Origin of the sequence: Hymenobacter sp. UYCo722, from assembly GCF_040547115.1 — a bacterium.
Taxonomy (GTDB): Bacteria; Bacteroidota; Bacteroidia; order Cytophagales; family Hymenobacteraceae; genus Hymenobacter.
This window is the reverse complement of record NZ_JBEPPC010000001.1, coordinates 375,871-387,984: the sequence shown is the minus strand read 5'-3', so window position 1 is coordinate 387,984 and position 12,114 is coordinate 375,871. Positions and strand designations below refer to the sequence as shown.

Here is a 12,114-nt window from a genome sequence, read left to right as displayed (position 1 = left end):
CAGCTTATGCAAGTCTCCAAGATGGCCGCCGGTCTGCGCGGCTCCGAAATTATCCGAATCGGCAACCAGGTTAGTGAGCAGGTGCGCCAGGGGGCGAACATCTGCAACCTGACCATTGGCGACTTCGATTCGAAGATTTTCCCAATTCCGGCCGGCCTTACCGACGGTATTATCGATGCTTACAAAGCCGGCCTCACCAATTACCCGCCGGCGGCCGGGATGGGCGAGTTGCGCCAGTCGGTTTCAACGTTTTTGCAGGAGCGCCAGGGTCTGAGCTACGGCCCCGACGATATTCTGATTGCCGGCGGCTCGCGGCCGCTTATCTACGCCGCCTATCGCGCCATCGTGGATGCTGGCGACCGCGTCATCTTCCCGCTACCGAGCTGGAACAACAACCACTACTGCCACCTCGTGGATGCCACGCCCGTAGCCGTGCCCACCCACGCCGAAAACAACTTCATGCCCACGGCGGCCGACCTGGCCTCGCACGTAGCCGGGGCTACCCTACTGGCCCTGTGCTCCCCGCTGAACCCGACGGGCACGGTCTTCACCAAAGAAGGGCTGGAGGAAATATGCGACCTGGTGCTGGCCGAAAACCAACGCCGCGGCCCCGATGAAAAGCCGCTCTACATCATGTACGACCAGATTTACTGGTTGCTGACCTTCGGTGACACTCAGCACTTCGACCCGGTGAGCTTGCGCCCAGCGCTGCGTCCCTACGTCATCTACATCGACGGCACCTCGAAGTGCTTCGCCGCCACCGGGGTGCGCGTGGGCTACGCTTTCGGCCCGCAAGTGCTCATCAACCAAATGAAGTCCATCCTGGGCCACGTGGGTGCCTGGGCCCCCAAAGCCGAGCAGGTTGCGACCGCCCACTTCCTGCCCCAAACCGCCGCCGTCGACGAGTTCCTGGCTGGCATGAAAACCCGCCTCGACAGCTCGCTCGAAGGTTTTTTCAAGGGCTTAAAAGAATTGAAACAACAAGGTTATCCCGTCGATGCCGTGGCCCCGGCCGGAGCCATCTACCTCACCGCCAAAATCGACGTGCTGGGCCGCACCGCCCCCGACGGCACCGTGCTCGCCACCACCGCCGAGCTCACCTCCTACCTCATCGCCGAAGCCCAGCTGGCGCTGGTACCCTTCTCCGCCTTCGGCTCATCGGCCATCGAGCCCTGGTTCCGCGCCTCGGTGGGTGCTGAGACGGTAGAGTCGATTCAGGCGGCGCTGCCCCGATTGCGGGCGGCGCTGGATAAGCTGAAGTAACAACTAAAGCATGTGGAATTTCTTAATGTAAAGCATCAACTATACTATGAGAAATAAAAATCAATTCCTATATGCAAATGGCTCGCATACTTGTTTTGTCATTGACTGCGCTGATAATTTCGACAGAAATTAATGCGCAAGCTATTTCACCTATTTCAGCCAAGCAGATTCAGCTTTTGCTTGCAACTGCACCCAATACAATAGGCACTTCTAATTCGGACTCGGTTAGGAAAAGGCCTTTCACTTATCGTGACAACAGAATCTCGCAGCCACTTTTGGTTGTTGAGGGAAAAATCGTTGCTTATGAAGCATTGTCTGGAATGAACCCGCAACACATCGAAAATATAGTCGTTGTGAAAGGTGAGGAAGCAATCAAACAGTTTGGTGCAGGCGGAATTAATGGGGTTATTATTCTCACCATGAAGAAACAGCAGGCACTTCGTCACAAAAAAATCCCGCTCAATTGAGCGGGATTTTTTTTGTATGTAATAAAAGGTTGATTACCCCTTGGCCGTCAACGTCACGTACGGAATGATGCACTCCTCGAGCGAGATGCCGCCGTGCTGGAACGTGTCCTTGTAGTAGTTCACGTAATAGTTGTAGTTGTTGGGGTAGGCGAAGAAATAGTCGCCGATGGTGAAGACGTAGGCGGTACTCACGTTTTCGCGGGGCAGGAAAATATTCTCCGGCTTGCGCACCACGTACACATCGCGCGAGTCTTCGAAGCCCAGGTTTTTGCCGTGCTTGTAGCGTAGGTTGGTGTTCGTATTGCGGTCGCCCACAATCTTGTATGGGCGTTTGCAGCGGATGGTGCCGTGGTCGGTGGTGATGATGAGCTTGCCCTTTTTCTCAGAAATGGTTTGCAGCATCTCATACAGCGGCGAGTGCAGGAACCACGAGCGGGTGATGCTGCGGTAAGCCGATTCATCGGCAGCCAGCTCCCGAATCATGGCCATGTCGGTGCGGGCGTGCGAGAGCATGTCCACAAAGTTGTACACGATGACGTTGCACTTGTAGTTGTTGTGCAGGTTGCTCATCTTGCCCAGCAAATCCTTGCCCGCCTGCAGGTTCGTCACCTTGTGGTAGCTGTGCTTCACCTTCTGGTTGTTCTTCTGGAAATTGATTTCCATGAACTCAGCCTCGTGCAGGTTTTTGCCCTCGTCGTCCTGGTCGTCCACCCACAGGTTGGGGTACTTCTTCTGAATTTCGCTCGGCATCATGCCCGAGAATATGGCGTTGCGGGCGTAAGCCGTGGTGGTAGGCAGAATGGCGTAGTACATCTCCTCGCTGTCCACCGTGAACAGCTCGGTGATGATGGGTTCGAGCACCTTCCACTGGTCGTAGCGCAGGTTGTCAATCAGCACAAAGTACACGGGCGTGTCGCCGGTGGCCTTCAGGGTCGGGAACACGCGCTCCTTGAATAGCTGGTGCGACATGAGCGGGGCATTTTTGTCGTCGCCATTCACCCAGTCCTCGTAATCTTCCGTGATGAAGCGGCCGAAGTAGGTATTGGCCTCGTCCTTCTGCATGTTGAAAACTTCGGCCATGCTCTTGCCCTCGGTTTCGTTGATTTCAAGCTCCCAGTACACCAGCTTCTTGTATACGTCGGCCCATTCGGCGGGCGTGAGGCGGTCGGAAAGCTGCATACCAAGCTGGCGGAAATCGCGCTGGTAGCCCGAGTTGGTGGCCTCACTCACGAGGCGCTTGTTGTCGAGCACCTTCTTCACCGACAGCAAAATCTGGCTCGGGTTCACCGGCTTAATCAGGTAATCGGCGATTTTGGCCCCGATGGCCGACTCCATAATGTGCTCCTCCTCGCTCTTGGTAATCATCACCACGGGCACGGTGGGCCGGATGGCCTTAATTTCAGTCAGCGTCTGCAAGCCGGTGAGGCCGGGCATGTTCTCATCGAGAAACACGAGGTCGTAGCTCTTTTCCTGAATCTCTTCGATGGCATCGGCCCCGCTGTTGACGGGGGTTACGTCGTAGCCTTTTTCCTTGAGAAAGAGCAGGTGCGGCTTAAGCAGGTCGATTTCGTCGTCGGCCCAGAGGATGGTGGTTTGTTGCATAGTGAAGTCTTGAGGATTGGGGAACTCAGCTTACGCTGCCCGTTAGTTGGAGTCGTGATTGCGAGCACAACGTTCGGTAGCTCCGAATGAAAATAGCGGGAAGCCCGCGACACGTAAGAAGCAGGCTCGGCCGTGCAAAGTTGCATTTGCCGGAATGGCAGGCCGTAGCTTCGCCTTAGTCTATTGACGAGCGGCGGTGGTAAATGTTGCCTGTTTCTGCTGCCCCGCTCCCGATTCCTATAATTTACTGCCTGCGCCCCGCCTCCCATCGTGAACAAAAAGAAAATCTTCAACGACCCCGTTTACGGCTTCGTCACCATCCCGACGGAGTTTCTGTTCGACCTCATCGAGCATCCGTATTTCCAGCGGCTGCGGCGCATTCAGCAGCTCGGGCTCACGGGATTTGTGTACCCGGGAGCGCTGCACACGCGCTTCCACCACGCCCTGGGGGCCATGCACCTGATGTCGCTAGCCCTGCGCACGCTCAAGGACAAGGGCGTGTCGATTTCGGCGGCCGAGGGCGAGGCGGCCCTGGCCGCCATCCTGCTGCACGACGTGGGCCACGGCCCCCTCTCCCACGCCCTCGAAACCGCCATTTTTCAGGACGTGCCCCACGAGCAGCTATCACTTTTCTTGATGGAGCGGCTCAATAAGGAGTTCAACGGTAAGCTCGACTTGGCCATTGCCATTTTCAAGGGCACGTACGCGCGGCCGTTCTTTCACCAGCTGGTGAGCAGCCAGCTCGACATGGACCGGCTCGACTACCTTAACCGCGACTCGTTTTACACCGGCGTAGAAGAAGGTCGGCCCGGGGCCGACCGCCTCATCAAAATGCTGCGCGTGCACGAGGAGCGGCTGGTGCTGGAGGAAAAAGCCGTGTACTCAGTGGAGAATTTCCTGGTGAGCCGCCGGCTGATGTATTGGCAGGTGTACCTGCACAAAACCGTGACGTCGGCCGAGCAAATGGTGATTCGGACCGTGCAGCGGGCCCGCGACCTGGCCCGGCGCGGCGTGGAAGTGCCCGCCAACAGCTGCCTGAGCTACTTTCTGGGCCGCGCCGTGAGCCTGGCCGAGTTTGAGAAGGACGATAAAATCCTGAGCCATTTTGTGGAGCTCGATGACTACGACATCTGGTCGGCCATTAAGGCGTGGGCCAGCCATTCCGATAAGGTGCTCAGCTACCTGGCCAAGAGCATTCTTCACCGCAACCTGCTCAAGATTGTGCTGGCCCCGGTTCCCTACGAAGACGATTTCAAGCTGGGCATTCAGGAGCTCATCGCCGAGAAATTTGGCCTGCCCATGGAAGAAGCGGCCCTGCTGATGATTTCGGGCCGCCTGAGCAACAGCGCCTACAATGCCAAAAGCCAGGAGCCCATCGAAATCCTGACCAAGCTCGGCGACGTGGTGAACGTGATGGAGGCCTCAGACCTGCCCAACATCAAGGCCCTGAGCCAACGGGTCGAGAAATTCTACATCTGCTACCCAAAGGAAATTGTATAGTGCGCAATTGTCATCCTGAGCGCAGCGAAGGACCTTATCACGCAAGCATGGTTGGCATTACCTCAACCGCCACAGCTGTGATAAGGTCCTTCGCTGCGCTCAGGATGACAACCAGACCAATCTTAGTCCAGACCAAAACAGAAACCGCCCGTTATTTTTGCCGCTTATGGAATTTACCGTTCAGCAAATCGCCGAAGTGCTCGGCGGCACCGTGGAGGGCGACGCAACTCAGCGCATCTCCAGCCTCGCTAAAATTGAAGACGCCCAGGCCGGCTCGCTCACCTTTTTGTCGAACGCCAAATATGAGCCGTTTCTCTACGACACCGGCGCTTCGGCCGTGATTATGGGCCGCGAGCAGGTTCTGCGCCAACCCGTGGGGGCGGCCCTCATCCGGGTCGACAACCCGTACACCGCCTTCAGCCAGCTGCTGGAGTTCTATGCCCAGGCCACCCGCACGGGCAAGCGTGGCGTCGAGCAGCCTTCTTTTATTGCAGAGAGCGCCAGCATTGGCTCCGGCCACTACCGGGGGGCGTTTTCCTACATCGGCGACAATTGCCGGCTGGGCGACAACGTGCTGGTGTTCCCGCAAGCTTACATCGGCGACCGGGTGACCATTGGCGAGGGCAGCATCATTCACGCCGGGGCCAAGGTTTACGCTGACACCGTCATCGGTAAGTACTGCGTTATCAAAGCTGGCGCGGTAGTGGGGTCCGACGGCTTTGGCTTCGCCCCGCAGCCGGATGGCAGCTACAAAGCCATTCCGCAAATCGGCAACGTGGTGCTGGAGGATTTCGTGAGCATCGGGGCCAACGCCACCATCGACTGCGCCACGCTGGGCAGCACGCGCATCGGACGGGGCAGCAAAATCGACAACCTCGTGCAGCTGGCCCACAACGTCGAAATCGGCCAGCACACCGTCATTGCCTCGCAAACGGGCATCGCGGGCTCGGCCAAAATTGGCGACTATTGCGTGCTGGCGGGGCAGGTGGGGATGGCCGGCCACGTGTCGCTGGCCAACAAAACCACCGTCACGGCCCAGTCGGGCGTGGGTAAGAACGTGAAGCAGGAAGGCACCATCCTGCAAGGCTCCACCGCCTTCGACTTCAAGCAGAACCAGCGCGCCCAAATCGTTTTTCGCCGCCTGCCCGAGCTCGAACAGCGCGTGGTGGCACTGGAGAAGGGTCAAAACACGACGGAAAAGCCCTAGCTTTGTAGCCTATTAGTGCTTGGTGCTTGGTGCTTGGCAGTCAGACTTAGCTGTCTTTCCGCCTCATTGCCAAGCACTAAGCACCAAGCACTAAGCACCAAATAAGAATGAACGACAAGCAACACACCATTAAGGCGCCCGTGACGGTGCGCGGCATTGGCCTGCACACCGGCGTAGAAGCGACCATGACGTTTTGCCCCGCGCCGGTGAGCCACGGCTATAAGTTTCAGCGGGTCGATTTGCCCGGCCAGCCCGTGGTGGATGCCGACGTGGACAACGTGGTCGACCTGAGCCGCGGCACGACCATCGAGCAGAACGGGGCCCGCGTGAACACCGTGGAGCACACGCTGGCGGCCCTCGTGGGCCTGCAGCTCGATAACGTGCTGATTCAGCTGTCCGGCCCCGAGCCGCCGATTATGGATGGTTCGTCGGCCGAGTTCATCAAAGCCCTGAACACCGTGGGGTTTGAGGAGCAGAACGCGCTGCGCAACTACTACGAGATTCCGGAAAGCATTCGGTACGTGGACAATGCGCGCGGCGTAGAGATTGCCGCCCTGCCCCTCACCGACTATCGCCTCACGGTGATGGTGGACTATAATTCGCCGGTGCTGGGCTCTCAGCACGCCACGCTCACCGATATTGGGCTGTTCAGCGAGGAGATTGCCTCGTCGCGCACGTTCTGCTTTTTGCACGAGCTGGAGATGCTCTACAAGAACAACCTCATTCGCGGCGGCGATTTGAGCAACGCCATCGTGGTAGTGGACCGCGTGGTGAGCGACGACGAGCTGAACGACCTCGCCAAAATGCTGGGGAAGCCCCGCGTAGCTGTCAAAAAAGAAGGCATTCTTAATAACGTGGACCTACGCCACAAAAACGAGCCCGCCCGCCACAAGCTGCTCGACCTCGTGGGCGACCTCGCCCTGGTGGGCCGCCCCCTGAAAGGCCAGATTCTGGCCGCCCGCCCCGGGCACGCCGCCAATGTTGCCTTCGCCAAAAAAATCAAGAAGAAGATGCTGGAGGCGCGTAGCAACCCGGTGCCGCTCTACGACCCCCTGCGCGAGCCGGTGATGGACATCAACCGCATCATGCAGGTGCTGCCCCACCGCTACCCCTTCATCATGATTGACAAGGTGGTGCACCTGGATGACCAGGTGGTAACGGCCGTAAAAAATGTGTCGATTAACGAGCCCTTCTTCCAGGGCCACTTCCCCGGCAACCCGGTGATGCCCGGCGTGCTGCAAATCGAGGGCCTGGCCCAGACTGGCGGCATTCTGGTGATGAACACCGTGCCCGACCCCGAAAACTACTGGCAGTATTTCCTGGGCATCGAAAATGCCCGGTTCCGCAAGAAGGTGCTGCCCGGCGATACCATCGTGTATCATTGCCAGCTGCTGGCCCCCATCAAGCGCGGCATCGCCAAAATGCGCGGCCAGGCCTTTGTGAATGGCAAGGTGGTATGCGAAGCCGAAATGAGCGCCGCCATCGTCCGCAAAGACGTTTAGTTTCAGTGAACAGTTATTAGTGAACAGTGACCAGTTTTATGCTGCTCCGATTTTACTCAACAACTGCCAACTGTTAACTGCTAACTGTTAACTGATTTTATGATTTCTCCCCTCGCCCATATTCATCCCGAAGCCCGTCTCGCGGCGAACGTCACCGTCGAACCGTTCACGACCATCGCGGCGGATGTCGAAATCGGCGAGGGCAGCTGGATTGGGCCGAACGTAACCATCATGAGCGGCACCCGCATCGGGGCGCACTGCCAGGTGTTTCCGGGCGCGGTAATTGGCGCGGTACCACAGGATTTGAAGTTTGCCGGCGAGCAAACCACGGCCGAAATCGGCGACTACACCGTGCTGCGCGAATGCGTGACCGTTAACCGTGGCACCGTGGACCGGGGCCGCACCGTGGTGGGCAGCCACTGTCTGCTGCAGGCCTACGTGCACGTGGCCCATGACTGCGTGATTGGCAACCACTGCGTGATTTCGAACTCGGTGCAGATTGCCGGCCACGTAACGGTGGGCGACTGGGCCATTCTGGGCGGCACCTCGGCCATTCACCAGTTCGTGAGCATCGGGGCGCACGCCTTTTTGGGTGGCGGCTCGCTGGTGCGGAAAGACATTCCGCCCTTCGTAAAGGCCGCTCGCGAGCCCCTTACCTACGCCGGCGTAAACTCGGTGGGCCTGCGCCGCCGCGGCTACACCGAGGAGCAGGTAACCAACCTGCACAACCTCTACCGCCTGCTTTTTCTGGGCGGCATGAATACCCAGGACGCCATTGCCCGCATTGAAGCAGAGATTGAGCCTTCGGTGGAGCGCGACCACGCCCTGGAATTTATTCGGGCGGCCACGCGCGGCATCATTAAAGGTCCCAAGCGCGATAGAAACGTTGAGGGTGAACTGGACTAGCGCACACAGCTGCCCGCAACCATTGCTCATTGTTAACTGCTCATTGCTAATTGTTGATTGAAGCTTCCGGCCTGGGTAAGCGCTTCCAGCGCGACTGGATTTTCCGGGGCCTCACGCGCACGTTCCGGCCGGGCAGTGCCACGGCCGTGCTTGGGCCCAACGGCGCGGGCAAGAGCACGCTGCTGAACACGTTTTCGGGCCAGCTGCTGCCCACCGAGGGCACCCTCACGTATGCGCTGGCCGGCCGCGCCCTGGCCGTGGAGGACGTACCCCGGCACCTGGCCTACGCCGCCCCCTACTTGGAGCTGTTGGAAGAACTCACGCTGCTAGAGCTACTGCGCTTCCACACCCAATTCAAACCGCTGCGGGCGGGCATCAGCATCGAGCGGCTTATCGATATTATGTACCTCGAAAAAGCCCGACAGCGGCTGATTAGGGAGTTTTCGTCGGGTATGAAGCAGCGGCTTAAGCTGGGACTGGCGCTGTACGCGGAGGCCCCGCTCCTGCTACTCGACGAGCCTACCACCAACCTCGACACCACCGGCGTGGCCTGGTACCAGGAACACGTGCAGGCCACGCGCGCCGGACGCACGCTGCTGCTGAGCTCGAACGTGCCGGCCGAGTACGGCTTCTGCGATGAGCAATTGCTCGTGACGGATTATCAAGTCGAGCGGCTTCGATAATCAATTTGTACTGCCGGGGTAAAACCAGTCCTCTTAGGGTGGAGAGGCATTGTTTTTCGTCATAAAATCCCGGGCTGGCACAACACTAAATCCGCGCCTGCCGTATCTTCGCGGCTGATACCGGCACTTATTTCTTCCACCTATTTTACCCCCCCGCCCCGGCCATGATTGATGAAGACGACCTGGACGACAACCTGCTCGACGACGACGATAACCTGGACTCCTACGCCAAAAAGGGCGGCGCGACGGCCCTCGGCAACACCGAAGACCGGCTCTCGGCCAAATACGCCGACTACCTGATGTGGACCGACACCGGTTCCTCGCACGACGAAGCCCTCGACCTGGCCAACATGAGCGAGGAAGAATTCGTGGAAGCCGAGCGCGCCGAAAACGCCGACCGCGGCGGCTTCACCAGCCTCGATGACGACGAGGACGATTTCGCCGACGATGATGACGACGAGGACGAAGGCTACAGCAGCGGCCGCGGTGGCCGCCGCGGCAGCAGCTCCGACAGCGACGACTATTAAGCGAGTATTAAGTATAAAGCAGCAGATAGTTAGATTAATGCTGGCGTCTTAGCCTGCTACTGATAGTTGCCGAACTTTACGAAGACCCCTATATCAAAAAGCCCCGACTGGAAATTCCAGCCGGGGCTTTTGTCTAACTACTTGCTACTGAAATTTTTCTACTTAACGCCCTATTTCCGGCCGAAAACCGACTTCAAAATGTCGCTGGTGCGGGCGGCGGGGTTTTTGCGAATTTTAGCTTCCTCGTTGGCCAGCAGCACGAACAGGCCATCGACGGCCTTCTGGGTGGTATAGTCGGCCAGGCTGAGGTTGACCGGCTGTTGCAGCGGGATTTTATTGTAGGTGTTGGTGATGGTAGAGTAAGCCCGGCCGGCTCCTACCTGGTCAATGGCCTTTTCGATATCGGGGTGAAAAGCCGTTATCAACTGCGATTGGGTCGATTTGCGCAGGAACTGGGTAGCCGCGTCGGTTTCGCTGCTCGTTACCAGCGAGAGGGCGTCGGTGAAGCTCATGTTAGACAGCGCGCTCAGAAAAATATCCTTGGCCTTGGGGGCGGCGGCCTCGGCGGCGCGGTTGAGCTGGGTTTCGAGCTGAGCGAACAGGTTGGTCATGCCCGGCAGGCGGCCGATGGTGCTTTTCACCAGGTCGAGGTCGGGCGGCGTGGGGATGTGAATGTCGTCGTTCAGGTTGAAGCCATCGGGCTCCGATGCGAACTGCACGGCTTTCACGATGCCTTTGTTGAGGGCTTCTTTCACGCCGGCGCTGGCCTGGTCCTGCGTAAGCGGCGGCAGCGGCGCAGGGGCCGGCGTAGTCGTGGTGGTGGTTTTAGTGGTTGTCGATTTAGCGGCAGCCTTCGCGGCGGCGGCCTTTTTTGCGGCGGCCGTTTTGGCAGCGGCGGCTTTTTTGGCGGCAGCAGCTTTCTTGGCAGCGGGGGTCTGGGCGTGGGCGGCCGGAGCGGCGGTGGCCAGCAGGCCGGTGAGCAGCAGAACGCTGGCGAGTCGGGTCAACATGAAATAAACAACTGCGACGGGAAAACCGGAAGGCCCCTGTGGCTGTCCTTGGGCCGCCGCATGTGCAAATTGAAGACAAATTTGCGGCCAAACCTATTTTCTCGGTTCACTCATGTCCACCACCCCTTCGATTTCCGAACGCTCCAACCCTGCTTTACTAGCCATCGCCCCACCCGATGTCGAGATTATGACCATCGGCGACGAGCTGCTTTACGGACAGGTCATTGACACCAATTCAGCCTTTATGGGCCAGGAACTGGGTAAAATCGGCCTGCGGGTACGCCAGATTTCGTCGGTATCGGACCGGGCCGATGAAATTGTGGCCGCCCTCGACCAGGCCCGGCAGCGGGCGCGGGTAGTGCTCATCACCGGCGGTCTCGGCCCGACCAAAGACGACCTGACTAAGCACGTACTGGCCCGCTACTTCGGCACCGAGCTGGTAATGCACGAGCCCACGCTGCACCACGTGGAAGAAATTTTCAAGCGCTTCCAGCGCCCCATGCTCGAGGTGAACCGCCAACAGGCGCTGGTACCCGCCAACTGCGAGGTGCTGCACAACGCCGTGGGTACGGCCCCCGGCATGTGGTTTGAAGACCAGGGTACCGTGTTTGTGAGCATGCCCGGCGTACCCTTTGAAATGAAGCGCCTGATGACCGACCACGTGTTGCCGCGCCTGCAGGGCATGTTCCACATTGCCCCCATCGAGCATGTGGTGGTAATGACCGCCGGCCTGGGCGAAAGCTTCCTGGCCAAGAAGATAGAGGACTGGGAAGATGCCCTGCCCGCCAACTTCAAACTGGCTTACCTGCCCAGCTTCGGGGCCGTACGCCTGCGCCTGACGGGCACCGCCGACGGCCTGCCCGACCTGCGCGGCCGCATGCTGGCCCTGCTGCCCGCCCTGCGCGAGCGCATTGGCGAATATATTTTCGCTGAAGAAGAAACCACGCTGGAAGCCGCCATCGGGAAGCTGCTGCTCGCCAAAAACCTCACCATCGGCACGGCCGAGAGCTGCACCGGCGGCCTGGTGGCCCAGCGCCTGACCGGTGTTTCGGGCAGCTCGGCCTACTTCCGGGGGAGCATCGTGGCCTATCACAACGACATCAAGCAGCAGGAATTGGGCGTGAAACCTGAAACCCTGGCCGAGTTCGGAGCCGTGAGCGAGGCCACCGTGCGCGAAATGGCCGAGGGGGCCCGCCGTCGCCTGGGCGTGGATGTGGCCGTGGCCACCAGCGGCATTGCCGGCCCCACCGGGGCCACCGACACCAAAAAAGTCGGCACCGTGTGCCTGGCCTACGCCGACGGCACCCAGACCATCAGCCGCGAGTATGTGCTGGACCGGGGCCGGGCGCTGAACACCGAGTACGCCGCGCAGTCGGTGCTCACGCTACTGCGCCAGCAGTTAGCAGGATTGGAGCCAGAAGGGCGAGGCTGGAAACTATAAGCCCGG

Annotated in this window: 11 protein-coding genes; 9 read left to right on the top strand and 2 right to left on the bottom strand. The window is 59.2% G+C overall.

The window, feature by feature from the left end; all coding sequences use genetic code 11:
• The first annotated feature begins 6 nt into the window (after window positions 1-6).
• Both ABIB44_RS01705 and ABIB44_RS01700 read left to right on the top strand, forming a co-directional pair.
• Window positions 7-1,263 carry a pyridoxal phosphate-dependent aminotransferase gene (locus tag ABIB44_RS01705; RefSeq protein ID WP_354582891.1) on the top strand — a complete coding sequence of 419 codons (1,257 nt, stop codon included), beginning with the start codon at window positions 7-9 and terminating at the stop codon, window positions 1,261-1,263.
• A 77-nt stretch (window positions 1,264-1,340) separates the two neighbouring features.
• Complete coding sequence (locus ABIB44_RS01700) at window positions 1,341-1,730, top strand: TonB-dependent receptor plug domain-containing protein (protein WP_354582890.1); 390 nt, start codon at window positions 1,341-1,343, stop codon at window positions 1,728-1,730.
• A 33-nt stretch (window positions 1,731-1,763) separates the two neighbouring features.
• Here ABIB44_RS01700 and porX read toward each other — a convergent pair whose 3' ends face one another.
• Window positions 1,764-3,332, bottom strand: coding sequence for a T9SS response regulator signal transducer PorX (gene porX / locus ABIB44_RS01695; RefSeq protein WP_354582889.1), 1,569 nt, complete (start codon window positions 3,330-3,332; stop codon window positions 1,764-1,766).
• A gap of 270 nt (window positions 3,333-3,602) precedes the next feature.
• On the opposite strand from porX, the gene ABIB44_RS01690 reads away from it, so the two are divergent.
• The 6 genes from ABIB44_RS01690 to ABIB44_RS01665 all read left to right on the top strand — a co-directional run bounded on the left by ABIB44_RS01690 (window position 3,603) and on the right by ABIB44_RS01665 (window position 9,657).
• Window positions 3,603-4,832, top strand: a complete 1,230-nt coding sequence (locus tag ABIB44_RS01690) for an HD domain-containing protein (RefSeq protein WP_354582888.1) — start codon at window positions 3,603-3,605, stop codon at window positions 4,830-4,832.
• A 166-nt stretch (window positions 4,833-4,998) separates the two neighbouring features.
• Window positions 4,999-6,039, top strand: coding sequence for a UDP-3-O-(3-hydroxymyristoyl)glucosamine N-acyltransferase (gene lpxD, locus ABIB44_RS01685; RefSeq protein ID WP_354582887.1), 1,041 nt, complete (start codon window positions 4,999-5,001; stop codon window positions 6,037-6,039).
• A gap of 107 nt (window positions 6,040-6,146) precedes the next feature.
• Complete coding sequence (locus tag ABIB44_RS01680; protein ID WP_354582886.1) at window positions 6,147-7,541, top strand: bifunctional UDP-3-O-[3-hydroxymyristoyl] N-acetylglucosamine deacetylase/3-hydroxyacyl-ACP dehydratase; 1,395 nt, start codon at window positions 6,147-6,149, stop codon at window positions 7,539-7,541.
• 99 nt (window positions 7,542-7,640) lie between these two features.
• A complete protein-coding gene (gene lpxA, locus ABIB44_RS01675; RefSeq protein ID WP_354582885.1) occupies window positions 7,641-8,447 on the top strand; it encodes an acyl-ACP--UDP-N-acetylglucosamine O-acyltransferase in 807 nt (268 codons plus the stop codon).
• Window positions 8,448-8,500: 53 nt separating this feature from the next.
• A complete protein-coding gene (locus tag ABIB44_RS01670; protein WP_354582884.1) occupies window positions 8,501-9,130 on the top strand; it encodes an ABC transporter ATP-binding protein in 630 nt (209 codons plus the stop codon).
• 164 nt (window positions 9,131-9,294) lie between these two features.
• A complete protein-coding gene (locus ABIB44_RS01665) occupies window positions 9,295-9,657 on the top strand; it encodes a hypothetical protein (protein WP_354582883.1) in 363 nt (120 codons plus the stop codon).
• Between the two features lie 170 nt (window positions 9,658-9,827).
• On the opposite strand, the gene ABIB44_RS01660 is transcribed toward ABIB44_RS01665, so the two are convergent.
• Window positions 9,828-10,667 (bottom strand): DUF4197 domain-containing protein, encoded by an 840-nt coding sequence (locus tag ABIB44_RS01660; protein ID WP_354582882.1) that lies wholly within the window; start codon window positions 10,665-10,667, stop codon window positions 9,828-9,830.
• A gap of 112 nt (window positions 10,668-10,779) precedes the next feature.
• Between ABIB44_RS01660 and ABIB44_RS01655 the strand changes: the two genes are divergently transcribed.
• On the top strand, window positions 10,780-12,108 hold the full coding sequence (locus ABIB44_RS01655) for a competence/damage-inducible protein A (protein ID WP_354582881.1): 1,329 nt from the start codon (window positions 10,780-10,782) through the stop codon (window positions 12,106-12,108).
• Window positions 12,109-12,114: the final 6 nt, after the last annotated feature.